The organism is Gordonia sp. NPDC003424, from assembly GCF_053588655.1.
In genome coordinates, this window is record NZ_JBSFQJ010000007.1 from 54,415 (window position 1) to 79,574 (window position 25,160).

The window sequence follows — 25,160 nt, forward strand, 5'->3', positions numbered from 1 at the left end:
TCCACCCGAACCCGCCACCCAGCGGGGTGCTCTCAGCGCCTGGCAACAGCGACTGTGCGGTGCACACAATTGTTCTGTGTTGCGAACACAGGAAACTGGTCAGGACTCGACGACAACAGTGATCGCCGGCGTCGCGGTGAAGCACGCCGAGGGCGTGTACATCGGCGGTGACTGGCGGACGGCATCGGGATCGGTGCACACTGTCGTCTCGCCGACGACCGAAGAGTCGGTTGTCGACGCCAGGCACCCGTCAACCACCGATGCACTCGCCGCTATCGACGCCGCCGACAACGCGCGCGACGTGTGGGCCGCCACCGCGGTGGCCGACCGGGTCGCCGCATGCGCGCGCTGGCTCGAGGCCGTCGATGAACGCGCCGCCGATCTCGACACGGTGTGGGCGGTCGAGGCCGGCATGCCGGTCCGACACGGGCGTGCCCTCTACCGGTTCGCTGCCGTACCGGCGTGGCGGTCTGCAATGGCCGCGGCGGAGCGCATCCTCGCCGACGACCGACGTGAATCGGAGCTCGGCGACGTGCTGCTCCGACGCGAACCGGTCGGTGTCGTGGTCGCGATCCTGCCGTACAACGGACCGGTGGTCACGGTGGCGTCCAAGGTGATACCGGCGTTGTTGGCCGGCTGCCCGGTGGTCATCAAGGCGGCACCGGAGACCCAGCTGACAATGTCGATCGTCGCGGAATGCGCCCAGCTGGCCGGCTTCCCACCAGGCGTGCTCAGCGTGGTGTGCGGCGGTGTCGACATCGGCCAAACCCTGACCCGCGACCCGCGTGTCGACATGGTGTCACTGACCGGCGGACACGTTGCCGCACAGGATGTGCTGGCAGCCACCCACGAACGCTACGCGCGGGTACAACTCGAGTTGGGTGGCAAATCGCCCGCCGTCATCCTCGACGATGCGCCGCTGGACACCGCGCTGCGCTCACTCATCCCCGGAACCACGAACGCGGCCGGTCAGGTCTGCGCGCTGCTGTCCCGCATCCTGGTCTCACGCCGGCGACATGACGAAGTCGTCGAACGTCTTCGCATCGGATTCGAACGATTGCGGATCGGTGACCCCCTCGAGCCGGCCACGCACGTCGGGCCGCTGATCAACACGGCGGCGGTGAATCGTACCGAAGGCTTTGTCGCCCAGGCGCTCTCCGACGGCGCTGAACTCGTCACCGGCGGAAGACGTCCCGAGGGCCGTGACGCCGGCCACTACTACCTGCCGACATTGTTCACCGAAGTACCCGAGGACGCCCAGCTGGTCCGACGTGAGGTGTTCGGTCCGGTGACCGCCGTCCAGGTGTACGACGACGTCGAGGACGCCGTCCGGCTCGCCAACGCCACCGACTTCGGGCTGTCGGGTGCTGTCTTCACCGCCGACACCGACGCCGGCGTCGAGATCGCGGCGCGTATCCGCGCCGGGTCCGTCGGGGTGAACGCCTTCGGACCGGCGATGAGCGCGCCGTTCGGTGGCGTCAAGGCCTCCGGATGGGGCCGCGAGGCGGGCCCCGAAGGGATCCTGGGGTTCACCGAACTGAAGCAGATCCTGATCGGCGCCCTGTGACGGCGGTGATGTCCGCGGTCTCTGCGGCCACTCGCCTGGTGGTGCAGCTGAATTCGACCCTCTACTCGCCGGCGGTGGACACGCACAGAGGATTTCACCGCGTCACGGGCAACGGTCCCGGACTGGTCCTGCTGAACGGATTCGGCGCCAGTGGCACCGTGTGGCCGACCGCGTTGGACGAACTGGCCACCCGTCACACGGTCATCACCGTGGACGCCCGCGGAACCGGGGGCTCGCGACATCTGACCCCGGCGTTCACGATCGAGGATCTCGCGGACGATGTGTGGGCCGCGATGCTCAGTGCAGGCATCGCCGACGCCACTGTCGTCGGCTGGTCGATGGGTGGAATGGTCGCGCAAGAGCTCGCCATCCGACACCCCGACCGGGTCCGCCGACTCGTCTTGATCAACACCGTCGCGCCGATCCCCGCGATGCACATTCCCATCGCCCGTACGTCATGGATGTTGTGGCAGATAGCCCTACGCAACGCCAACGACGGTTGGCGTCGCGCTGTGTGGTCGCTTGGCGGACCAGGTGCACTACACGAGTCGCCGCGCGAATTACGCGAATTGACAGCACAATTGCGGACCAGCGGCATCGCCTGGTGGACGCCGCTGCTGCAGTCGGCGGCATCGACGTCGTGGCGGCGGCCGGACCGACTGCACAACATCATCGCACCGACGACCATCCTGCACGGACGCGACGATCCGATCGTGCCGGTCGCCAATGCGCGCATCCTGGCCGATCTGATCATCGGCGCGGAGGTCGAGATCTGGGACCACGTCGGGCATTTGCTGCCCTACGAAGCGACGAGCCGGCTACTCGATGTCATCAACCGAAGCCAGGAGGCACCGTGACAAGCGGACCGTTGACAGGAGTGAAGTTCATCGAGTTCGCGGCACTCGGCCCCGGACCGTGGTGCGCGATGATGCTCAGCGACCTGGGCGCCGAGGTGCTCCGTATCGACCGGCCCAGCGACGTCGGCGCGCTGCGCACCGATCTCGGCGCGCACAACGGTCGACAACCGGCCTTCGTCAATGACCGGGGCCGGCGGTCGGTGGCCATCGACCTCAAGCATCCCGACGGTGTCGCGACCGTGCTACGGCTGATCGAGCATGCCGACGCGACGATCGAGGGTAACCGTCCAGGCGTGATGGAGCGCCTCGGCCTCGGACCCGACGTGTGTGACGCTCGCAACCCTCGGCTGGTGTACGGGCGTGCGACCGGATGGGGGCAGGCAGGCCCGCTGGGCCAGACAGCGGGCCACGATCTCAACTACCTCGCGATGACCGGTCTGCTGGCGACCATGGGTCCGGCCGGTGGCGCACCGTCGATTCCGTTGAATCTGTTGGGCGACTACGCCGGTGGCGGTCTGCTGCTGGCGATGGGGGTGGTGTCTGCGTTGTTCGAAGCGCAGCGTAGTGGTCGCGGGCAGGTCGTTGATGCGGCGATGGTCGACGGAATCTCGTTGATCGGCAGCGTCTTCTACGGGCAACGGCAGGCCGGCATGCTCAGCCTGGACCGCGGCAGCAACGCCCTCGACGGGGGTGCGCCGTTCTACCACGTGTACGAGACGTCCGACGGCCTGTTCATGGCGGTGGCCGCGATCGAGGCCAAGTTCTTCGCCAACCTGCTGTCCGTTCTGGGCATTACTGCGGAAATCTCTGCGCGGCAATGGGATCGGACATCCTGGCCCGCACTGCGCGATGAGTTTGCCGCGATCTTCGCCGGGCAGACTCGGGCGCACTGGGAAGAAGTGTTCGACGGCGTCGAGGCGTGTGTCACACCGGTGCTCGACCTCGACGAGGCGATCAAGGCCGAGCATGCAACGGCCCGGGACGCTTTCGTGCCGGTTGACGGCGTGCTGCAGCCCGCGCCCGCGCCGCGCTTCAGTCGGACGCCAGGGAGGATTCAGGGACCGGCGATTCCGGCCGGCACGAATACCGATGCGGCGCTCTCGGATTGGGGAATCGACGAAGGTGAGATCACATCGCTGAGGGACAGCGGCGCGATCGTCTGAGAAGTCGCCAACGTCGGACGGGTAGCGTCCCCCTTCGCTGGTTGAGTAGCCCGCCGACGAAGGAGGCGAGCGTCCCTTCGCTGGTTGAGTAGCCCGCCGACGAAGGAGGCGAGCGTATCGAAACCACTTGCGACGGCACCGGATCTCGATGCGGACCCTCGCAAGCTCGGGGCCTGATCCGAAGAGTCACCCACCCGCTGATCGAGTAAGTGAGGAGCTTGCGACGAACGCATCCGGCGGGTCGAGTAGTCCGAGCGAGCTTGCGAGCCCGGACGTATCGAGACCGAGATCAACGTGCACAACGGTCTCGATGCGGTCCCTCGCAGGCTCGGGGCCTTACTCGACCAGCGGAAATGGGACTCTTCCCGAGCCACGTTGACCGCCTGCGGCGGCCCTGGTCACTCACTCGAACAGCGGGATGGAAGAGGCGGCCCTGGCAGAGGTAGTCGGTGGTGCCCCTTCGAGACAGTCCGCCGCGACGGCCGCCGTCAGTCCTCCGCGAGGAACCGATCGATGATCGGTCCGACTCGCTCGGGTTCGTCGAACATCATCATGTGGCCCGCTCCCGGCAGGACCTCCAGGCGCGCGTGCCGGATGCGCGAGGCGAGGATGCGGCCGTTGACCGTTCGTACCACCGGATCGTCGTCACCCTGGAGAACCAGGGTGCGGCATTGCAGTCGGTGCAGCCACGGGTGGCTCGACCAGCCGAGGACCGCGAGTTGCAGGTACCGGTAACCGGTGGTGCTCGGCGGATTGGCCTCGCGGTCGGCCAGGATCTCTGAGAGGACTGTCTCGTCTCGGGCGGTACGGCCGCCCGCCAACACCGGGACGTCGGCGGCGGCGGCTTCTTTGCTGTGGTAGCGCCGAGTCGAGACCAACGCACGCTGCGCGGAGAGGCGCGGCGGGACCCAGGGCAGCCCGGCGACCGTGGCGACCAACGTGAGACGCCGCAGCCGGTTCGGGTGGCGCTTCGCGAATTCTTGTGCAACCGCACCGCCGTGCGAGTACCCCAGCACGTCGACCCGCGACACCCCGAGCTCACGCAAGGCACCCGCCAGCTTGTCGGCGATACGGTGCATCGGCAGCGGACGCCGGGGAACGTCGGACCGCCCCATGCCGGGCGAGTCGATCATGATCACGTCGCGGCCGGGCATCTGCGCCAGCAACGGTTCCCACGAATCCATCGATCCGCCGAGGCCGTGGACCAGCAGCAGCGGAACCTGCGAATCGCCGTGGCGCCGACGGCTGTAGAGGCTCAACCCGTCAACGGTGACGACTCGATCGATGGATCGAGTGGTGCTGTCGCGGTCGGAACTGTCGTTGTCGGACACGATGGCGATTCCCCTCCTGGAACGGTTATGCGGTGCGGTCATCGCACGACCACGGCGCGGGCGCCGTTCTCGTCGGCACAATAGTTCACCGCGTCATTGATGGCGTCGAAACCAAATGTCTCCGTGACGAGTTCGTCCAGCATCAGCGAGCCGGACCGATACAGGTCAACCAACCGTGGGATGTCGCGCTTCACGTGCGCGGAGCCGTACAGGCACCCCTTGACGATCTTGCCCGCCATGACGACATTGTTGAACACCTCGTCGATCCCTACGCCTGGTGCGGCGCCGACCAGTACCGCGGTGCCGCCGCGGCGGGTCATGGCGACGGCCTGCTGCACGGTCGCCGGGCGTCCGGCGACCTCTACCACCACGTCGGCACCGCGCCGGCCGGTGAGCTTCTGCACCTGCTTGACGACGTCGTCGCCGGCGGCGATGGTATGTGTCGCACCGAGTTTGGTGGCGAGTGCCAACCGTTCCGGGTGGACATCAATGGCGATGATGGTGGTGGCCCCCGCGATGCGCGCACCTTGGATGGCGTTGAGACCGACTCCGCCGCAGCCGATGACGGCCACGGAGTCGCCGACACGCACTCCGCCGGTGTTGACGGCGGCACCGAATCCGGTCAGCACTCCGCAGCCCAGCAGCGCGGCCGAGGACATCGGGATGTCGGCGGCGATGGGGATGGCCGCCCCAGCGGGTACGACGGTGCGTTGGGCGAATGACCCGAGTCCGCAGAATTGTCGGACCGGCTTACCGTCGAGGGACATGCGGGTGCTGCCATCAGGCATCGTGTGGGCCCCGAGCATGGTCCGCGGGCGTCCGCACAGATGTGGTTCGGCCCGCTCGCAGTAGTAGCAGGAGCCGCAGCTCGCGAGCCACGACAGGACGACGTGGTCGCCGACGGCGAGTCCGTCGACGCCGTCGCCGACCTCGCTGACGATTCCGGCACCCTCGTGCCCGAGGACAAGTGGCAGCGGTGCGGGGAGCTCTCCGGAGAACACCCCGACGTCGGAGTGGCAGACGCCGGTGGCTTGAACTTCGACGGCAACCTCTCCCGGGCCTGGTGCGGCCACATCGATGTCGCGGATGGACAGAGGCTCACCCGGGACGGTGAGAATCGCTGCCTTTGTCATCAAATGCCTTTCGGTGAAGTTATGCGTGGCGGTCAATCAGAGTGCTGCGATGCCCTTTTCGCGGAGCTGCGTCTTGAGGACCTTGCCGCCGGCGTTGCGGGGGAGTTCGGTCACGATGTGATAGTGCTTGGGCACCTTGTACTTCGCGAGTCGTTCGATCAGCCAACCGTGCAGGCCGTCGGCGTCGATGGTGCGGCCCTTCGCGGCGACGAGGAACACTGCGCCGACCTCGACGTACTTGTCGTCGGGCACGCCGACCACCGCAGCGTCGGCGATGTCGTCGTGGCTGGTGATGATCATCTCGACCTCGGCGGGATAGACGTTCTCGCCGCCGCTGCGGTACATGTCCTTCGCGCGGCCGGCGATCGTGAGGTAACCGTCTTTGTCGATGCGTCCGAGGTCGCCTGAATGGCACCATCCGTCGCGGAAGGTTTCCGCGTCGGCGTCCGGGCGATTCCAGTATCCGATGCTGACTCCACCACTGCGGACACAGATCTCACCGACCTCGTCGACATCGGTGAGTGAGCCGTCGGGGCGGATCACCTTGATCTCGGTCATCGCCTGCGGCCGGCCGATGCTGCTCTCGTGTCCGCGGGCGACATCGAACTCCAGGCTGGTGCTGACCGCGCCACCCTCGGTCAGGCTGTAGGACTGCACGAGGGACACGCCGGGCAGCTTCTTCTCGAGTTCGTCGTACACCCACGGCATCACAATGTCGCCGCCGGTGACGATGCGCTGCAACGAATCTGGGACGATGTCGGTCAGCCGGTCATCGCGGAGGAGATCGAACAGCATGAACGGGTACAGCAGCATCGTCGTCGTGTGACGTTCCCGCGCAACGGAGATGAAGTTCTCCAAGGTGAACCCACCGGACGGGAAGGTGACGGCGGTGCCGTGTGCGAGCAGCGTCGGCAGTAGCAGCACCTCGAAGCCGCCGGCATGGAACAGCGGGCCGGAGGTCTGGGCGACGGTGGTGTGGTCGAGGTGCCATCGCTGCGCCTGGATCGAGCCGATCCACATGGCGTTGCCGTGCGAGAAGAGCGCGCCCTTCGGACGACCGGTGGTGCCCGACGAGTACATCAACGACGCGGGGTCGTCGAACGACAGGTCGGGGAATCCCGTCGCATCGGATTCCTGCGACGCGAACTCGTCCAGGGGCGTCGCCCAGTCGAGGATTCCACCGCGCACCACGTAGGTGGTGACGTCGATCTGATCGCGGATCGGCTCGATGTTGTTGGCGAAGTCGCGGTCGAAAACCAGGGCGGTGGCCCCCGAGTCACTCAGCGCGAACTGCAGCTCGGGTGCGGTCAACCGCCAGTTGAGGCGCACCGAGATGGCACCGGCCCGGGCGACGGCCAGATAGAACGCGACGTAGTCGACGGAGTTGCGCAGCAGCACGCCGACCCGGTCTCCCTTGACGACCCCGGCGTTCTGCAGCGCCCGCGCGTACCGCAACTCGAGCGCGCGCAGGTCGGTCCAGGAGACGACCTCGTCACCACCCAGGGCCAGCGCGGGCCGGCTGGGGTCGACCGGGGGCATCTGACTCGCGATCGAGTCGGTGATGAAGTTGAGGCTCATTCCCATGAGATCGCTGCTCCTGAATCGTGACGCGGGCGTGCGCATCGTCGGCTACGAGATCTATCTCACGCCGTCGCGGCCGCGGATACCAGGGGATGAGAGCACCCCTCTACACGGTTCCGCAGGTCACCGGGTTCTGCCTAATCTCATCCCACGAAGAAGGAGTCGTCGTGGTGAACCCGTTGAATGTGATCTCGTCAGTGCCGACCCGAGTGGGTTCCGGCGCGGGAGAAGTGATCGACCTTGCGCGTCGCGCGGATGTGACGGCCCGGAATGTGGCCGAGTATCTCCGCTATGGGGGACTACAGATCGACGCGGAGACCTCCCCGTTCGAGGTGGTCGCCTCCGAGCCGGTGTACCGGCTCCGCCACTACTTCGCCGACGATGCGCCATCGGGACTGCCGGCGCTGGTGTTGGTGCCGCCGCTCATGATGGCGACCGAGGTGTACGACGTCGCGCCGGCCTCGAGTTCGGTCCGCGCGGTACACGAGTGCGGGATCGACGTGTGGGTCGTCGATTTCGGTCGGCCCGAGCACGAAGTGGGCGGTCTGGAGCGGACCATGGGCGATCACGTCCTGGCGGTCAGCGATGCGGTCGACAAGGTGCGCGCCGCAACCGGCCGCGACGTGGTGCTCAGCGGCTATTCGCAGGGCGGCCTGTTCGGCTACCAGGCCGCGGCATACCGGCGCGGCGACGGTATCGATTCGTTGGTCACCTTCGGCGCGCCCGTGGATTTCCAGTCGGCTCCACTGCCGATCCCGATGTCCATGGAGTCGTACGCGGCCATTGCCGAGGTACTGCTGGGAACCAAGGTGCTGGACCACATCTCACTGCCGTCCTGGTTCAACAAGGCGTGGACCCGGATGCTCGATCCAATGGCAACCGTCAAGTTCAAGCTGAATTACTATCTCGCGCTGCATGATCGGGACAAGTTGCTGCCCGGCGAACAACAGCGCCAATTCCTGGAGAACGAGGGATGGACGGCGTGGTCGGGGCCGGCGATCCGCGAGTTCCTGCAGCAGGCGCTGGTGATGAACCGCATGCTGTCCGGCGGCCTGGTGATCGGCGATCGAACCGTGTCGCTCTCCGACATCGACTGCCCCATCATGATCGCCGTCGGCGAGACCGACAAGGAGGGCCATCCGCTCTCCGTGCGGGGCATCAAACGCGCGGCACCCCGCGCGCCGGTCTATGAACTCACTCTGCGGGCCGGACACTTCGGCATCGTGGCCGGCGCCGGGGCCCGAAAGCGGACGTGGCCCAGGGTGGCGGAGTGGATCGAGTGGCGGGCGGGCAAGGGCGACCTGCCCGCAACCATCGTGCCGTCCGACGAGGTCACGTCAGATGTCGCCTGGACCCCGGGAGACGTGTCCAATCGGGTACGGACGGTGGTGGATCTCGGGATCGGGACCTCCAGCACCGTCATCCGCGCCGCCAACAATGCACTCACCACCACGCAGGCGGTCATTCGTGAACGCGGTTCGCAGGTTCCGCTGCTCAACCGCCTCGACGGATTGCAGTCGGCGACCGAGATCTCCATCGGACTGCTCCTCGACGAGTCGGCCAAGCGCAACCCGGACGGCATCGCACTCATGTTCGGCGACCGGGTCATTCGCCACCGCGAATTGGCGGACCGAATCGACGCGGTGGTCAAGGGTCTCATCAGTCTCGGTGTGCGCCAGGGGGACCGGGTCGGGGTGATGATGAGCGCACGGCCGTCGTCGCTCGCACTGGTCGCCGCCGTCAGCCGCCTCGGTGCAACGTCGGTGCTGCTGCGTCCCGAATGCGATGTCGAGATGCAGTCGTCCGCTGCAGGTGGATTCCGGTGGCTGATCTCGGATCCCGAGCGGGTGCAGAACGAGCCCGTGCCGGGTGTGCAATGGTGCGTACTCGGGGGCGGCGGCCAGAGCCGAGACCTTCCCGACCACGTCATCGACATGGAACAGATCGATCCCGACAAGGTCTCCCTGCCGGCGTGGTACCGGCCCAACCCCTTCCGCGGGTCCGACATCGCCTTCGTGCTGTTCACCGGCGACGGCGCCGACACCCGAACCCGGCTGATCACCAATCGACGGTGGGCGCTCTCGGCGCTCGGTACGGCCAGTGCCGCGGCTCTCCGGACCGAGGACACGATGTATTCGCGTACTCCGCTGCATCATCCGTCGGCGCTGCTGATGGCCGTCGGGGCGGCCATCGCCGCGGGATCTCGGCTGGCGTTCGCCAGCGCACCCGACCGGGACACGTTCTGGGAGGAGGTCGCCCGCTACGGCGCGACCCATGTGTCGTACACCTGGACGTCGTTGCGGGAGATCGCCGACGGACCCCGGCACCCCATCGAGCGGGAATCCCCGATCCGCCTCTTCGTGGGATCGGGTATGCCGCACAATCTCTGGCGACGGGTGAACGAGCGATTCGCTCCCGCAAGGGTTCTCGAGTTCTATGCGTCGCCCGACGGCGAGGCGATCCTGGCGAATGTGCCCGCCAGCAAGGTCGGGAGCGTCGGACGGCCGTTGCCGGGGACTGCCGAGGTGCGCGTCGCGAAGTTCGACAAGCAGACTCGTCAGCTGGCGTACGGCTCCGATGGGCTCGCCCGTGAGTGCGCACCCGGCGAGGCCGGACTGCTGTTGGCGCGCAGCGATCCGAAGGTGCCGTCGCGCAATCTGATCCGTGGGGTCTTCGCCACCGACGACTCGTGGCAGCTGACCGGAGATGTGTTCACCGCGGACGCCGACGGCGACCTGTGGCTCATCGATCCGATCGGCAGCCTGATCGGAACCGCCGACGGGCTGGTGTCGCCGACCCGAGTGCAGAATGCGCTCGGCCGCATCGCAAGTGTGGACATGGCCGTGGCGTATGGGGTCGCCGACGGCGACGGCACCGACGTACTCGTCGCGGCGGTCACCTTGTTCCCCGGCGCAACGCTCACCCAGTGGGATCTGGAGTCGACCCTGCGGCGACTCGACCGCAACCACCGACCACATACGGTCGCCGTGGTGAAGAAGATCGAGCTGAGCACCTGGGCTCGACCGCTGATATCCGCACTCCCCCAGGAGATCCCGATGCCGACACGGGGAACCACCCTCTGGCGTTTGGATCCCGACGGCGAAACCTACAGCCGGGCTCGCTGAAACACCGATAGAAACGGAAGTACCGCTATGGCAGAGACAATTTCACGGCTGTGGGCACTCGATGCGCCGACGGTCACCATGGACAACAGCATCATGATGTTCGGCAAGGGCGGCACGGAGATCACCATGCCGTTGCCGTCGTTCCTCGTCGAGCACCCCGAACACGGACTTCTCATCTTCGACACCGGGATCGACGGGGCCGGCGACCCCGCATCGGTGTACGGCCCGGCCGCGGAACTGTACAAGATCTATTTTCCAGCCGAGTATGCGCTCGACGTCCAACTCGAGAGCCTCGGTTTCACCACCGGAGATGTCCGACGAGTAGTCATGTCGCACATGCACTTCGACCATACCGGCGGCCTCCGCCACTTCGCGGGCGCGACCGGCTATGTCGGCTCCGGCGAACTGCGTTATGCCAAATCCCCGGATCATCATGTGGCGCCGTTCTTCATGCCCCCGGACCTGGCGGCTGCCGAGCAGATCGATTGGCTCGAGGTACCCGCCGGGTACGACCACGACGTGTTCGGCGACGGTAGCGTCGTCATCTTGTCATTGCCGGGCCATACCCCGGGATCCCTCGCCCTACAGCTACGGCTCCCGGACGGATCGACCCTGATCCTGTCGGGCGATGTCGCGCACGAGCACGACAACGTGAGCTGCTGCGCCGGCATGCAGGCCGACTCCGACACCGCGGCCGCGATCGAATCACTCAAGCGGCTGAAGCTGCTGCGCAGCCGGCCGAACACCACCGTCTGGGTCAACCACGACATCGCCGACTGGGAGAAACTGCGTCCGAACGGGCGGCAGGTCGTGTAACCCCCAAACGTTCCCGCACCGAGGTCCACGAGTCCTAATGTAGGACTCGTGGACCTGACGCACGAGATCAGAGATTTCTTGATGACTCGCCGCGCCCGCATCCAGCCCGAAGACGTCGGGCTGGTCGCACACGGCAAGCGGCGGGTACCCGGCCTGCGTCGAGAAGAACTCGCGCAGCTGGCCAATGTCAGCGTCGACTACTACACCCAGATCGAACGTGGCCAGGTGACCGGCGCGTCCGACGACATCCTCGGCGCGATTGCCGAGGCACTGCAGCTCGATGCCGACGAGACTCGGCACTTCTTCATCCTCGTGCGCGCCGCGCGCAGTCGCTCGAACCGACCGACATGGGCGCGGAGCGCACCCCAGGTGGTACCGGAGACCGTGCAGGCGATGCTCCGGTCGCTGGAGACGCTGCCCGTCCTCGTCCAGACCCAGCGCCTCGACGTCATCGATGCCAATCCACTGGGCCGTGCGTTGTATGCCGATGCCGCGGACCCGGACGGCGGCACCCTCAACCTGGCACGCTTCATCTTCCTCGACGAGCGGGCACCGCGGTTGCTGGTGCACTGGGAATCCTCGGCCGACGATGCCGTCGGCATCCTGCGTGTCGCCGCCGCGCGGGCGCCCGACTCCCCCAGGATCACCGACCTCATCGACGAGTTGTCAACGCGTAGCGACGATTTCCGAACCCGCTGGGCGCGACACGACGTGGTCGGCACCACCCACGGCACCATGACGTTCGACCACTCGGCGCTGGGTCGGTTCGCGCTGAACTACGAGGCGTTGAGCATCCCTCGGGCCCGCGGCGTCTACGTGGTGGTGTACTCGGCCGGTCCGGACGCCCGCGACGCGGACGCCCTGAAGTTGTTGTCCGCGTGGGCCGCCACCAACGCCACCAACGCCGAGACTCCCCACCCGGCGGGTGGGGAGTCTCGGGTCGGTTGACAGAGGTTACGCGGTGACCTCGGTCTGCTGTTCGTGCGCACGGTGCACAGCGGCCACCGGGTCGCTGCCCCGTCGACGCATCACGAACACCACGCCCACGGCACACGCCAGGGAGACCACCAGCAGCAGATTGGTGTAGTTGTAGAGGCGTTGCGCGCCGATCTCGGTGACGAGGTAGACGCTGATCAGCGGTGCGACGATCGCCCCGAGCCGACCGACACCGAGCATGGCACCGTAACCCTTCGCCCGCGCCAGCGGCGGGTAGGCGAGCGGGACGAGCGCACTGTACGACGAGATGCCGCCGAAGATTCCGATACCGAGAGCAACGGCGCAGACATACAGCCAGGCCGTGGGCGCATGACCGGGAGCCGGGAACGCGTTGGCGAAGCCCAACATCGCGATGACCGCGATACCGCAGAACACCCATGTCAGCCGGACGGCCTTGACGACGAGTCCGAGGGTCGCCAGCAGGATCGCACCGACCAGGCAGCCCAGCGACAGCCACAATCCGACATTCTGGCCGGTGTGCCGGGCCGCCGAGGTCGCCGACGCCAGCGCTTCCTTGCTGAGATCGGAGTCGAATCCCGCAACGATCGCAGTTTTCACGAAATCCGGGGTGAGACCGGCGGCGAAGTTGAACACGCCGGAGACTGTCATGTAGCCGACGCACAGCAACAGCGTGATCACGAGAAGGTTCTTACTCAGGAGCGAGGGCGCCTTGTCTGCTTCCGCGAGGTCGCCGCCGGCAGCGGTCTCGAACCGCCGTTCGGCCGCCTTCACCGACTCGGGCAGGCCGACGAACGCCGCGATGAACGCCACCACAGCCAGTCCGGCGCCCAAGAGGAACAGCGCCTTCCAGTTCGAGCCGAACGCGGAGGTGATCGCGTTGGTGCTCAACGCCGCCAACACGCTGCCGAGGGGATAGCCGATCATGACCAGGCCGGTGGCGAGGTTGCGGTACTTCGGTGCGGTCGATTCCTGGGCGGCCACGACGATGACGACGCTGACCATGCCGATGCCGACTCCGGTGATGAACCGGGCGCCCATCATGAACTCGGCGTTGGGGGACAGCGCCGACAACACGAGACCCACACAGTTGACGGCGATGCCGGCCAGGGCGATCAGTCGCCGGCCGTAGCGATCGGCGAGGCGCGCCAGACCGATGGCGCCGACCGCCATGCCGACCAACGCGAAACTGACGATGTAGCCCTTCTCGGCAGTCGAGGCGAAGTTCAGTGGATCGGCCGGATCATTGGAATTGGTAGGCAGATTCGGCAGCACGAAGCTGATGATCAACAGGTCGAATCCATCGACCAGATTCAGGAACATACACAGCACGGCGACGCCGAGACCGCGTCTGCCGATGTCGGTCGTTCCGGGCGGGGAGAATGCGCTCGCACTCATCGGGATACCTTTCGTCGAAGTCGACGAAACCGAAGTCCTACAAGGAGTTTTCGTCGATCCCACTGAGAGTGACACGCAGCACTCGGGTGTGCCAGGGGTTACCGGCACCTCGTTGGGATCCGACGGATAATCCCTTCTCGGTGATCGAGAATGCCCCCGGCTGATGGATCTCGGTCTCGATTACGTCCGGGCTCGCAAGCTCGCTCGGACTACTCGACCCGGCGGATGCGCTCGTCGCAAGCTCCTCGCTCACTCGATCAGCGGGTGGGGCGACTCTTCGGATCAACCCGGCGACTGCGTAGCCACCTTCAACTCCCCGGCAACAAACCCAACTGCGTCAGAAACGATACGTTGTCCCAATACACCCGGTGCTCAGCAACTTTCCCGTCGCAGACGGCGAAGATGTCGATCAACCCGAAGGTGACGTGTCGTCCCGAGGGCGGTACCTCACCCTCGGCGGTGGCCATCGGGCCGGTCTGGGTTCCGGTGAATGCGACTTCCGCGACGGAGGTGTCGCCCTCGCGCCAGGTGTTGCGGCGGTCGATCTTCATGTCGGGGAAGGCCGTGATGAACGCGCCGATCATGCCGCGCAAAGCGCCGACGCGCTCGGGCTATACCGTCACACCATCGGTAGCGGTTCAGGCCCCCGCGTCCGCACTCTCATCCACGACAGCACGAAGCGTCGTGATCGCTGCAGCGGCCGCCGGCCAGCCCGCGTAGAACGCCAGGTGGGTGATGGCCTCCCCCAGTTCCTGTGCGGTTATCCCGTTGGCGAGGGCCCTGCCGAAGTGGCCGTGAAGCTGATCCGGTCGACTCTGCATGACTATCGACGCCACGGTCAGCAGACTGCGGTCTCGCGGGGAAAGCTGCGGGCGTGCCCACACGTCACCGAACAGAACGTCATCGGTGAGCTCAACGAGCTTGGGCGCCAGGTCGCCGATCAATCGTTGCGCACGGCTCTGGGTTTCCGTCATGGACTTTCCTCACGTCGTTCGAGCGGTGTTCCTATGACATATATAATCCATACAATAGAACAGTCAACGGGAAGCTATGCATAACCGCAGTTCACAGGTATCCTTTCGCTCAACGACGCCAGGAAATTACTGCACCAATGGAGTAAATCGGAGGCATAGAATGACCACCACTCCGCGCATCAGCCGCGACACCGGCCCGACCCCCTCCCGACGAATCACGTTTGTCACCGGAGATCACGACCGGGCCAGCGAACGCGTATCGACCACCTTCGCGCCCTGCACGATGAACCCGCGAGGCGCCAAACTTCTCGACTTCCGCCTCGACGTCACGCCGTCCTGCAATTGCTCACCGCGGTACCCCACCAGCTCACCGGCGCAGTCACGTCCACGACGCACAGCTCGAGTCGCACCCCTATCCGTGAGGTCGTCGAGTACATCGATACCCACCTCGACGATGACCTGACCGCGGCCGATCTCGCCCGGGTCGCCGGCGTCGGAGTTCGGGCGCTGCAGAAGCGCTTTCAAGCGGCCGTTGGTGTTTCGCCGCTGGTGTATGTGCGCAATGCCAGGTTGGAACGTGTGCGAGCCGAACTGGAGTCCGGTTCGGATTCCGTCACCGACGTGGCAGCCAAATGGGGGTTCTACCACTCCGGCAGATTCGCTCAACAGTACCGAGACCGATTCGGGGAGCTGCCATCTGCCACCGCGAAGCAAGCAAGCCGGTGAACACCGACACCCGCATCATCGAAGTCGTGGGATCACACGACAATCGCATTGTTGTCGAAACACGCTCGGACACATCGAAATCGAGCGAACCCGGATACATCATCTTCCTGCACGGCGGAGGACAGACACGCCACGCGTGGGCCCGCGCGGCTGAGTCATTGAGTACGCACGGCTGGACCACCGTGACCATGGACGCGCGCGGGCACGGCGACAGCGACTGGGCCCCAGGCTATCGACTCGACGGCTTCGTCGACGACCTCACCGCGGTCATCCACACCATCGCCCCGCGACGGCCTCCCATCATCGTCGGCGCCTCGCTCGGCGGACGGACCGCCCTGACCGCGGTCGGCGAACGGAAGGTGGCGGTCAGTGGGCTGGTACTTGCCGACGTCGCTGCGCGAAGCGATCCGGCAGAGGTCCACCGTATCCAATCGTTCTTTCGCGAAACAAGCAGCGGATTCGAGTCATTGGCGGCGGCCGGAGCCGCCATCGACGCATTTCGTGGCCGTACGAGCACCGGCCGCGATCCACGCGGACTGTCGAAGAATCTCCGTCAGCGGCCCGACGGCAGATGGTACTGGCACTGGGACCCAAGGTTTCTCACCTACGGCGATGACGTCGCCGAGGACGATGGCGCTCGCGCGCAGCGCGCGGCCGAGAAGGTGACCGTACCGGCGCTCCTTGTTCGTGGTCGACGATCGGCGTGGTCTCCTCGGAGGCGATTTGACTCACTCCGGCAAGCCATCCCGCATCTGGACGTGGCCGAGGTCGACTCCGATCACATGATCACCGGTGACGATAACGCATCGTTCACCACGCGCCTAACAGCCTTCACGGCTTCGCTCGATGACGAAACCGTTTGTGGCCGTCCCGAATAAAGCATTCGCGACGGCCACCGATCACGCCACGGCCACCGCTGCAGGCCTGGTCGCGGCGAGAATCTCGCCCACGCTCTCGGCGTCCTGAAGCGAGAACACTCGCGTGACGATGTCCTCGGCGGTCTCGTCGGACACGATCCCGGATACATTGTCTCGGAACTTGGCGATCAGCTCGTCGTCGGTCAGATAGGTGTCCGGGTCGGGCGACGGACTGCCTTTCGGGAAACTGCGTTCCTGCACAAAGGTCTGCCCGTTCGCGACAACCTCCACGCGGGTGGGCCGCGCAGCCGGATTACCCGCCAGATTCGACGCCCAATCGGGGTGTGCCTCGTATCGAACCTTCGGCAGCAGCCGCATCACCGAGTCCGAGAACACGACATCCGGGTCCTGCCAAGCCCTCCTGGGCATGACGTTGTGGGCGCCCACCGCCAGGCCGTGCGCGATGCTGAACTGAGCGTCGTGCAGGAGGTCGATCTCGTTGTTCTGCCACACCGGTTCGAAGACCCAGGCCTCGCCGAACACCCGGATCGAGTCGATGGCCTCGGGCCGGATTCCGTGCTCGGCGACGATCGATGTCAGGGCGTCCAGCGGCGCATGCAGAATCCGGCAGTGCGGGTACGGCTTATAACTCGTCTCACCCGGGAACCCCCACTTCTCGCCGAGCCCGTCGGTGATGCCCGCCGGCTCCCACCGCGAGGTACCGATGAAACGCCGGAACCCGAACTCGTGATCGTCGAGCACCCATTTGTCGCCGCGGTGTCCGTACTCGGCGAGGTGGGCAGAGTTCATGGCCTGCTGTGCGAGCACGCCCGCGCTCAGGTACTTCAACGTCGAGCTCGGTGCATGCGCGAACCACTCTCGCTGACTGTTCACCGGGGCGGTGATTCCCGCTATCCCCAGACCGTCGACGATCGTCTGTTGCTGATGCCCGAGTAGACGCTGGATCGCTGCGGTGGCGCCGAAGGTGGTGAGGCTGTATCCGATGACGGGCGCCAGCCCAACAGTGCCGTCCGCTTTTCGATCACGCACGTAGTCAACGGCTTTGCCCAGTCGGTAGCTCATCTCGTGCGAGACGGCGATCGCCACGAGGAGCTCGGCTCCGCTCGCTCCGGAATACTCCGCGGCCGCCAGGGCGCCGGGCAGCGTGTACGGGGTGACGTGTCCGGGTGGCAGCACGGCGTCCATGTCGAGGGCGTTGATCAACTCGCCGTTCGCGAACGCAGCCCCGAAGATCGACGCCCGTTCACCTGTACCGATGATCGTCGCTTCGGGAGCGGTACCGCCGGTGCGCAGACCGAATCGGATTCCGATCTCGCCCTTGGGATGCCGGGTACCCGCGACGGCCACGCCGATCGAGTCCAACAGCAGTCGCTTCGATTCGTGCACAACATCTTCCGGCACATCGGCGAGTGCGGTCTCCGCACTGAACCGAGCGAGACGCTCGATGATGGTGTCATCCATGACGATTCTCCTTGAGACAAGCACGGCAAGCGAGTCGACATGACGCGCGGACGTGGTCAAGCATAATATATTCTATGGCCTTCGGGAAGAGGCTGGCTATACCGATCGCCGCTGCCGCCACTGCGTGAACCACACGAGAATCGCCACGAGGACCACTCCCACCTCGGCGACGATCAGGACAGCGGAACCGCCCCACTGCCAGAACCCGCCCGCCAGTGCCCCGCCGATGGCTCCACCGATGAAGTTGGCGACGATGAAGACCGTGTTCAGCCGGCTCCTCGCCTGCGGATCGACCGACAGCATCCGCGCCTGGATCAGCACCTGCACCACCTGCGAGCCGACCGAGAACAGCGCGATCACCACGAGCACGGCGACGATCGAACCTTTCCCGAAAGCAAAGAGCACCAACGCAATCAGCGCCGTCAGAAACCCTGCACCGATTCCCACCAGCGAGAGCCCGCGATCGTAGAGTCGCCCCGACTGTTGCGCCGCCACCGCCCCGCCGACACCGACCAGGCTGACAAGTCCGATCGTGCCAGTGGAGTACGAGTATGGAGCCGCTGAAAGCAGGAAGGTCAAGCCGGTCCAGAACATCGTGAACACACACATCGTCAGTGCACCGAGCAGCATCATCACGCGCACCTGCGCATGGTCGGCAACGGTCCGTAGCGTGGACACCAACAGCGTGCCGTACCGCACCCGTGCCCGTGGCGCGGTCTCCGGGAGCAATCTCCACAACGCCGCGGCCAGTACCACGGCGAGGGCGGCAGCTCCGAAATAGATGACCCGCCAACCGAACAGATCGGCGACGATGCCACTGATCGCCCGCGCCAACAACAGGCCGAGCATCAAGCCCGATGCGACCGAGGTGAGTACGCGTCCGCGCTGTTCATCCGATGCGAGATCGCCGGCCAGCGGGGTGAGGAACTGTCCGGCGACCGTCGTCACCCCCAGTACCGAAACGGCCGCGATCAGAGCGGGAAATGTCGGCGACACCCCGGTGGCGACGAGCGCTGCTGCGGTCGACAGCAGCAGCACCGGAATCACCCGTTTCCGGTTGACGACGTCGCCGAGGGGAACCAGGAAGAAGATTCCGCACGCATAACCCACCTGGGTTGCGGTCACGACCAGGGATGCGACGCCCACCGTCGTTCCGAACGACTCGGCGATCGAGTCGAGCAGCGGCTGCGCCCAGTACAGATTCCCTACCGCGGCACCGCCGGCGAAGGCGAACAGCAGGGTCATTCCGCGCGAGATGCCTCGGGCCTGCGGCGCGTCGACTGTCACATCATTCACTGTCGGTCCTTCGTTAACATTAAGTATTATGTTCCAACGCTTCCGTTGGAGTTATGCTATGCTCGATTCAGCCAAGAGGCAACCCCTTGATCGGATCGCGGTGAGAACACGGATGGCCTGGGACACTGAAGCAACCAAACAACGGATACTGGACGCTGCAACAACGCAATTCGCGGCACACGGACCCGATGGGACCACTATCGAACGCATAGCGAAGACCGCCGGGGTGAACAAGGAGCGCATCTACAACTACTTCGGCGGAAAGCCGGAACTGTTCGCACGCGTACTCCGCGACGCATTGGCGGCGGTGGTCGACGAGGTGCCCATCGAGTTCACCACACCGGAATCGGTCGGCGCCTTCGCCGGCAGGCTGTTCGACTATCACCGGGTACATCCGGAACTCATCCGACTACTCCTGTGGGAGGGCCTCACCTATACCGCAGAGGTCCCCGACGAGTCATTGCGGCGGGCCGGCTACCGGCAGACGACGGCGGCGTTCGCCCAGGGGCAGGCGGCGGGCGTGCTCGACGATGCGATCCCGGCCGACGTGCTGCACATCCTGCTGGTCTCGTTGGCCGGATATTGGGCGGCGATGCCCCAGGTCGCCCGCATGATCACCGAGACCGACAACGAATCAGACGGCGACCGAAGAAGAGCCGGCGTCATCCAGGCGGCACTGCGCATAGGCGCGCCGACCACAGAGAAGGAGAAACACCATGACCGATGACAAGCAATCCGGATGGACAGGCGGACAACGCACCTTCGGTGATTTCGCACCGGGGATGGTCCACTACACCGACCGGGTCCTGTTCGACGAGGTCTGGGAACGTGAGGGATTGTCCAAACATCACCGCAGCCTGATCACGGTTGCCGCGCTGATCGCCATGGGCAAGCCGGAACAGCTCACCTTCCATCTCGACTTCGCGCGACAGAACGGCGTCACCGAGGACGAACTCAAGGAAGCAATCCTGCACCTTTCCTTCTACACCGGCTGGCCGAACGGGATGTCCGCCATGACCGTCGCGAAGAACCTCTTCGAGACAACCACCACCGATCAGGAGAACTGAGACAATGGAATTCATCACCCCCGCCCCCACCGCCAAGGGACCAGACACCATGTTCACCGGCGACGTCTGGTTCAACGTCATCTACGCGGGCGCCGAGCCCTCACGCGTTCGTACCAATCTGGTCCGGTTCTCGCCGGGCGCGCACACCTTCTGGCACCACCACATCATGGGGCAGACGCTGCACGTCGTCGCCGGCACCGCGTTGGTGGGCACCCGCGACGGCGTCGTGTTCGCCGCCCGCCCGGGCGAGACGATCACCTGCCCGCCCGGCGAGGAACACTGGCACGGCGCGACCGAGGAGCAGTTCATGGAACACATCGCCATCTGGGAGGGCGATGGCACCGACACCCCGGAAACCACCTGGCTGGAAGCGGTCACGCCGGATCAGTACGGCGCGGAGCGCGCCTACCGTAACTAGATTGTGTCCCTTCATTTCCGGGGCTAGCCGATACCCCGCCTGGACCGCCGCGATCAACCAGGCTACGACCGGCCACGTAAACCACCTCAGCGGGACCCCGTGCATTGCTCGCGTCGTGACGAGAACCCGTCACAAGGAGCCCTTGCAAGAATAGTGCATGATATATAGTAGATGTGGCGTGGGACACATCCACCGCTCCGGTGGCCCCGTTTCATCCCGCGAGAAGCTTCTGCGACTGGAATGAGAAGACTGATGGGCTTGAGCCCCGAGAACACGGACCACGGTCACGCAGCGCTTCACGAACTCGATGATTCTGCCCGCGGAAGGCATTTCGAGGACGGCCTGCGGATTCGCCGCGAGATCGTCGGAGACGAGTACGTCGACGCCGCGTTCAGCACGGCCGACGACTTCAGTCTGCCGATGCAGGAGCTCGTCACCGAACATGCCTGGGGGGCAATCTGGTCGCGGCCCGGTCTCACCCGCCGCGAGCGTAGCCTGATCAATCTGGGCATACTGGCCGCACTCGGCCGCGAGAGTGAACTCGCCGGCCACGTGCGCGCGGCAGTCACCAACGGGGCTACCCGGACCGAGATCCGGGAAGCACTCTTGCAGGCCGCGGTGTATGCCGGCATGCCCGCCGGCATGTCCGCCTTCCGGGTGGCCGGCGGTGTTCTGGCCCAACTGGATTCCGAGAACGACACCCAGAACGGTTGTGAGAACGCATGACTCAGCAGCTCCCCGTGGTGCGTCGGGTGGTGACCGGTACCGACGGCCAGGGACGGTCGACGGTCGTCTCCGACGCGGCCACCGACACGGTGGCACCACGACCCGACGGTTCTCAGGTCATGGACATCTGGCGAATGTCGTCGCTGCCACCGTCGATGGGCGACGAGGACGGCTTGAGCGAGGGCGTGGCGGCGCCACCGCTCGGCGGCCTCGTCTATCGGCTGTGCTGGGTGGCCCCGAACGACAACATGGATCCCGACGAGTACGCCCGTACCATGGCACAGACCTACGGCGAGGCCGCCGTGGCGGGCGGCGCCTCGGGTCTGGTCGGCGGGCACGCGACCGCCACGGTCGATGTGGTCACCGTGATCCGTGGCGAGCTGATCGCCGTGCTCGAGACCGAGGAAGTGGTGTTGCATCCCGGCGACAGCCTGGTCCAGCGCGGGACCGTCCACGCGTGGCGCAATCGCACGGACGAACCCGTCCTCATCGCGACGGTGATGGTGGGCGCCACGCCGTAACCCCGGAAGAGGTGATTGGGGTGCATACAGCCGGAACGGCCGCACGGCGGCTGCAGTTCGGTTCGACGGATCCGGAGTCACTCACCGTGGACGCGCCAGAGACCGCGGCGTTGCGCGCCCGGTCGAGGCACTGACGACGGCCGGAGATCGTTACCAGGTCAGAGAATGAGATCTCCACCGTTGATATCGACTGTCGCGCCGGTGATGTAGTCAGACGCCGGCGACAGGAGGAACAGGACGAGATCGGCGATGTTGGTCGGCGTTCCGATTCGTCGAAGCGGAGTCTGCTGTCTGAACTCCTCGACGCGGGCTTCCTCGACCGATCCCGACAGCATGGGGGTGTTCACGAGTCCCGGCGCTATCGCATTCACGTATACGTTGTGGGGCGCGACCTCGAGTGCGACCTGCCGAGTCAGACCGAGAATCGCGGCCTTGGACGCCGAGTAGTGCGCCCCGGCGAAGTTCGCCAGTGTCCGGCCCGCGCGCGACGAGACATTGACGATCTTGCCGAACTCGCGTTCCTTCATTCCCGGCACCACCTCGCGAATCCAGTGGAAGGCGCCATTGACGTTGACGCCGAACAGGAGGTTCCATTCGTCGTCGGAGATGGTCTCGACGGGCCGGGTCGTACTGACCACTCCTGCCGCGTTCACCAGGAAGTCAACGCGCCCAGCATCTTTGATGATGTTCGACGCGGCCTCACGCACCGCTGCCGGGTTGGCGATGTCGCACTGGACCACGGTCTGCGCTGCGTCCGACGTGGCGGTGACGTCGATACCGACCACAGCCGCTCCTGCCGCCTCCAGGCGCCGACAGACCTCGCTTCCCATCCCACCGGTCGCGCCGGTGACCACGGCAACCTTGCCATCGAAGCCCACATCCATCTCGTGCCTTCTCTCATTTCACAACAGTCAGTACGATCGCGGACGTCCGGACGCCTGTTGACAGACCTAGCGATGCCTCAACGGTACTTAATATATTATGTGCTTGTCAACGCCCCGGGTTCAGATCTGCTTCGCAGCAGGATGATTCATCAATCCACCGGCTTCGTAGAATCGCTGACGAGACGAAATCCGGTGACGAACCAACGAGCAGCACGTACGCTGCAATGACGAGGAGGAAGTCATCAATGGCTGACACGATGCGCGCGCTCATGGGCGGTCGCGGACCCCACTGGGTGCTCGCTGAAACAAGCATTCCGCAACCTGGCCCCGGTGAAGTCCTTATTCGCACCGCGGCCGTGGCGACCAACAACGCCGACCTACCGATGCTCGTCGGTGCCGATCCGACCCGCGGCGGAAGCGGCCAGGAGTACATCGCCGGATTCGAGTACGCCGGTACCGTCGTCGCGCTGGGGGCCGGTGTGCGTGATTGGCGGGTGGGCGAGGAGGTAATGGGTTCGATTCCTGCCTCCTTCGCCGACTATGTCGTCGCGGATAGCCGATTCGTCCTGCCCGTGCCCCCAGGACTCGACGCATCAGTCGCATGTGCGCTGCCGACCGGTCTGCTCACCGAACACGGGGCGCTGACCGTGGCCGGTTTCCGGCGCGGGCAGTCGGTCTTGATCACCGGCGCCTCCAGCAGTATCGGTTTGATCGGGGTTCAGATGGCGAAAGCCCTTGGTGCATCACAGGTCATCGCCACCACCCGAACTGCCGCGAAGCGTGCAGCGATCTCGCACGCCGGGGCGGACACCGTGATTGTCACCGGCGAGCAGGACCTCACCGACGCGGTTCTGGCCGCGACGGAGCAGCGCGGTGTCGATATCGTCCTGGATCACGTCGCCGGTGAGACCTTCGCCCAGTGCCTACCCGCGACCGCTCATGACGGGCATGTGGTCAACATCGGGCGGCTGGCCGGACCGACCTCGACCATCAATCTGGACCACCTCTCCTACCGCCATCTCACCGTCCACGGTGTGTCGTTCGGATTCACCCGTGACCTCGAAATGGCCGGCATCATCGAAGGTTTGCTACCGGAGATCGTCCCAGCGGTCACGCGCGGGATGATCCGCCCCGTCATCGACCGCACCGTCGACGTCACCGAACATCAGCAGGTGACCACCCGTTTGCGATCTGCTCAGGGAGTCGGGAAGATCGTTCTCACGATGCTGCCGCGCTGATAGTAGACACCGCCGTCAGCCAACCCGACGTCGTCGACCCGCTCGAGATCGAGCACCGCGTCGATCATTCGTGGGCCTTCCGTCGTTGGATTCGAGAACTGACGCTTCCCCTGTGAGCTAATGCACAATATACTATCCACGGAGGGTTGGCATCAGGCCGATTCACAGCTCGCCGACCGTCTCAGGAGAGCGCAATGCGGCATAATGTACGGAACTTGATGCTGAAAGGACCGGTTGTGACGACGCAATCATTCTCGGCTGGATCACTGCCGCGAGTCGGCGCGCCCAAGCAGCAGCTTTCCGAGGACGTCGCCGGATACGTGCGCGAGCTCATCATCTCCGGGCGGGTGAAACCGGGCGACTTCCTGCGGACCGAACCGATCGCCGAGGCGGTCGGGGTCAGCAACACGCCCGTACGCGAAGGGCTCTTACTCCTGAGCGGCGAAGGTTTCGTGGAGCTGGTGCCCCGCCGCGGATTTGTCGTCGCCGCGTTCAGTCGCCAGGACGTCCGGGATATCTTCTGGGCCCAGGCCGAACTGGCCGCCGAGCTCTGCGGCCGCGCCGCCAAACAGATCAGCACCGCACAGTTGGACTACCTCGAAGAGGTCATGCTCAAGCACCAGGAGGCCGTGCGCAACAAGGCCGACTCGGACACCATCGTGTCCCTCGGCCACGAGTTCCACCGGACGATCAATCTGGCCGCGAATTCGCGCCGGTTGGCGCTGATGCTGCGCAGCATCGTCAAGCAGCTGCCGAATCGCTTCTACAACGAGATCGAAGGCCACAGCGACGACACAATGCACGCACATCCGGAGATCCTCGAGGCCATGCGCAAGCGACGCGCCAAGCCGGCCGCGGCCCTCATGCGCGACCACATCATGTCCGGCGCCGACGAACTCGTCGCGATGCTCGAGAAGCAGGGTGTGTGGGCCGACGATGTGGAGACGTCGGCCTGAGGGGTCTGGTTTCGGTTCTGGCCGCACCTGCGGCTTCCGGCTTGGGGTCAGACGTGCGGCCAGACACTGAAAGTGCGGCCAGAACTTGAC

General features: G+C 65.5%; 24 protein-coding genes. 15 read left to right on the plus strand and 9 right to left on the minus strand.

Annotated features, from left to right (window positions below; genetic code table 11):
• Positions 1–76: 76 nt before the first annotated feature.
• Genes ACWDTI_RS12295 through ACWDTI_RS12305 form a run of 3 tightly spaced genes read left to right on the plus strand, consistent with a single transcriptional unit; the run spans position 77 to position 3,587 of the window.
• Positions 77–1,567: an aldehyde dehydrogenase family protein gene (locus tag ACWDTI_RS12295; RefSeq protein ID WP_449738370.1), complete on the plus strand. Its 1,491-nt coding sequence runs from the start codon at positions 77–79 to the stop codon at positions 1,565–1,567.
• Between the two features lie 8 nt (positions 1,568–1,575).
• Positions 1,576–2,424 (plus strand): alpha/beta fold hydrolase, encoded by an 849-nt coding sequence (locus tag ACWDTI_RS12300; protein WP_449738371.1) that lies wholly within the window; start codon positions 1,576–1,578, stop codon positions 2,422–2,424.
• Complete coding sequence (locus ACWDTI_RS12305) at positions 2,421–3,587, plus strand: CaiB/BaiF CoA transferase family protein (protein WP_449738372.1); 1,167 nt, start codon at positions 2,421–2,423, stop codon at positions 3,585–3,587. Before ACWDTI_RS12300 ends, ACWDTI_RS12305 begins: the two co-directional genes overlap by 4 nt.
• Positions 3,588–4,075: 488 nt before the next feature.
• On the opposite strand, the gene ACWDTI_RS12310 is transcribed toward ACWDTI_RS12305, so the two are convergent.
• From ACWDTI_RS12310 to ACWDTI_RS12320, 3 genes are read right to left on the minus strand one after another with little or no spacing between them, the layout of a single operon-like run.
• The gene (locus ACWDTI_RS12310; protein ID WP_449738373.1) at positions 4,076–4,918 is read right to left on the minus strand and encodes an alpha/beta fold hydrolase; all 843 of its coding nucleotides are present in this window, start codon (positions 4,916–4,918) and stop codon (positions 4,076–4,078) included.
• 38 nt (positions 4,919–4,956) lie between these two features.
• Positions 4,957–6,051, minus strand: coding sequence for a Zn-dependent alcohol dehydrogenase (locus ACWDTI_RS12315; RefSeq protein ID WP_449738374.1), 1,095 nt, complete (start codon positions 6,049–6,051; stop codon positions 4,957–4,959).
• A gap of 36 nt (positions 6,052–6,087) precedes the next feature.
• The gene (locus ACWDTI_RS12320) at positions 6,088–7,635 is read right to left on the minus strand and encodes a class I adenylate-forming enzyme family protein (RefSeq protein ID WP_449738375.1); all 1,548 of its coding nucleotides are present in this window, start codon (positions 7,633–7,635) and stop codon (positions 6,088–6,090) included.
• Between the two features lie 164 nt (positions 7,636–7,799).
• On the opposite strand from ACWDTI_RS12320, the gene ACWDTI_RS12325 reads away from it, so the two are divergent.
• Genes ACWDTI_RS12325 through ACWDTI_RS12335 form a run of 3 tightly spaced genes read left to right on the plus strand, consistent with a single transcriptional unit; the run spans position 7,800 to position 12,521 of the window.
• Positions 7,800–10,757, plus strand: a complete 2,958-nt coding sequence (locus ACWDTI_RS12325) for an AMP-binding protein (protein ID WP_449738376.1) — start codon at positions 7,800–7,802, stop codon at positions 10,755–10,757.
• Between the two features lie 27 nt (positions 10,758–10,784).
• Positions 10,785–11,573, plus strand: coding sequence for an N-acyl homoserine lactonase family protein (locus ACWDTI_RS12330; protein WP_449738377.1), 789 nt, complete (start codon positions 10,785–10,787; stop codon positions 11,571–11,573).
• Between the two features lie 48 nt (positions 11,574–11,621).
• A complete protein-coding gene (locus ACWDTI_RS12335) occupies positions 11,622–12,521 on the plus strand; it encodes a helix-turn-helix domain-containing protein (RefSeq protein ID WP_449738378.1) in 900 nt (299 codons plus the stop codon).
• 6 nt (positions 12,522–12,527) lie between these two features.
• Here the strand turns inward: ACWDTI_RS12335 and ACWDTI_RS12340 are convergent, their stop codons facing one another.
• The 3 genes from ACWDTI_RS12340 to ACWDTI_RS12350 all read right to left on the minus strand — a co-directional run bounded on the left by ACWDTI_RS12340 (position 12,528) and on the right by ACWDTI_RS12350 (position 14,899).
• Entirely contained in the window at positions 12,528–13,925 is a 1,398-nt protein-coding gene (locus ACWDTI_RS12340) for an MFS transporter (protein ID WP_449738379.1), read from the minus strand.
• 308 nt (positions 13,926–14,233) lie between these two features.
• The gene (locus ACWDTI_RS12345) at positions 14,234–14,509 is read right to left on the minus strand and encodes an ester cyclase (RefSeq protein ID WP_449738380.1); all 276 of its coding nucleotides are present in this window, start codon (positions 14,507–14,509) and stop codon (positions 14,234–14,236) included.
• A 54-nt stretch (positions 14,510–14,563) separates the two neighbouring features.
• Positions 14,564–14,899, minus strand: a complete 336-nt coding sequence (locus ACWDTI_RS12350) for a carboxymuconolactone decarboxylase family protein (protein ID WP_449738381.1) — start codon at positions 14,897–14,899, stop codon at positions 14,564–14,566.
• Between the two features lie 342 nt (positions 14,900–15,241).
• Between ACWDTI_RS12350 and ACWDTI_RS12355 the strand changes: the two genes are divergently transcribed.
• Both ACWDTI_RS12355 and ACWDTI_RS12360 read left to right on the plus strand, forming a co-directional pair.
• Positions 15,242–15,625, plus strand: a complete 384-nt coding sequence (locus ACWDTI_RS12355) for a helix-turn-helix transcriptional regulator (RefSeq protein ID WP_449738382.1) — start codon at positions 15,242–15,244, stop codon at positions 15,623–15,625.
• Entirely contained in the window at positions 15,532–16,503 is a 972-nt protein-coding gene (locus ACWDTI_RS12360) for an alpha/beta fold hydrolase (RefSeq protein WP_449738383.1), read from the plus strand. Before ACWDTI_RS12355 ends, ACWDTI_RS12360 begins: the two co-directional genes overlap by 94 nt.
• Before the next feature lie 21 nt (positions 16,504–16,524).
• Here ACWDTI_RS12360 and ACWDTI_RS12365 read toward each other — a convergent pair whose 3' ends face one another.
• Positions 16,525–17,964: an MmgE/PrpD family protein gene (locus ACWDTI_RS12365; RefSeq protein WP_449738384.1), complete on the minus strand. Its 1,440-nt coding sequence runs from the start codon at positions 17,962–17,964 to the stop codon at positions 16,525–16,527.
• A gap of 96 nt (positions 17,965–18,060) precedes the next feature.
• On the minus strand, positions 18,061–19,260 hold the full coding sequence (locus ACWDTI_RS12370) for an MFS transporter (RefSeq protein WP_449738385.1): 1,200 nt from the start codon (positions 19,258–19,260) through the stop codon (positions 18,061–18,063).
• 112 nt (positions 19,261–19,372) lie between these two features.
• Here ACWDTI_RS12370 and ACWDTI_RS12375 point away from each other — a divergent pair, with 112 nt between their 5' ends.
• The 5 genes from ACWDTI_RS12375 (at position 19,373) to ACWDTI_RS12395 (ending at position 21,992) form a co-directional block, all read left to right on the plus strand.
• On the plus strand, positions 19,373–19,987 hold the full coding sequence (locus ACWDTI_RS12375; protein ID WP_449738386.1) for a TetR/AcrR family transcriptional regulator: 615 nt from the start codon (positions 19,373–19,375) through the stop codon (positions 19,985–19,987).
• Entirely contained in the window at positions 19,977–20,327 is a 351-nt protein-coding gene (locus tag ACWDTI_RS12380) for a carboxymuconolactone decarboxylase family protein (protein WP_449738387.1), read from the plus strand. The genes ACWDTI_RS12375 and ACWDTI_RS12380 overlap by 11 nt, the downstream gene beginning before the upstream one ends.
• Before the next feature lie 4 nt (positions 20,328–20,331).
• Entirely contained in the window at positions 20,332–20,745 is a 414-nt protein-coding gene (locus tag ACWDTI_RS12385) for a (R)-mandelonitrile lyase (RefSeq protein ID WP_449738388.1), read from the plus strand.
• A gap of 252 nt (positions 20,746–20,997) precedes the next feature.
• Complete coding sequence (locus ACWDTI_RS12390; RefSeq protein ID WP_449738389.1) at positions 20,998–21,471, plus strand: carboxymuconolactone decarboxylase family protein; 474 nt, start codon at positions 20,998–21,000, stop codon at positions 21,469–21,471.
• Positions 21,468–21,992, plus strand: a complete 525-nt coding sequence (locus tag ACWDTI_RS12395) for a cupin domain-containing protein (RefSeq protein WP_449738390.1) — start codon at positions 21,468–21,470, stop codon at positions 21,990–21,992. The genes ACWDTI_RS12390 and ACWDTI_RS12395 overlap by 4 nt, the downstream gene beginning before the upstream one ends.
• A gap of 158 nt (positions 21,993–22,150) precedes the next feature.
• On the opposite strand, the gene ACWDTI_RS12400 is transcribed toward ACWDTI_RS12395, so the two are convergent.
• Positions 22,151–22,876, minus strand: coding sequence for an SDR family NAD(P)-dependent oxidoreductase (locus tag ACWDTI_RS12400; RefSeq protein WP_449738391.1), 726 nt, complete (start codon positions 22,874–22,876; stop codon positions 22,151–22,153).
• Between the two features lie 245 nt (positions 22,877–23,121).
• On the opposite strand from ACWDTI_RS12400, the gene ACWDTI_RS12405 reads away from it, so the two are divergent.
• Both ACWDTI_RS12405 and ACWDTI_RS12410 read left to right on the plus strand, forming a co-directional pair.
• Positions 23,122–24,114 (plus strand): quinone oxidoreductase family protein, encoded by a 993-nt coding sequence (locus ACWDTI_RS12405; protein ID WP_449738392.1) that lies wholly within the window; start codon positions 23,122–23,124, stop codon positions 24,112–24,114.
• Positions 24,115–24,350: 236 nt separating this feature from the next.
• A complete protein-coding gene (locus ACWDTI_RS12410) occupies positions 24,351–25,070 on the plus strand; it encodes a GntR family transcriptional regulator (RefSeq protein ID WP_449738393.1) in 720 nt (239 codons plus the stop codon).
• The last annotated feature ends 90 nt before the right edge of the window (positions 25,071–25,160 follow it).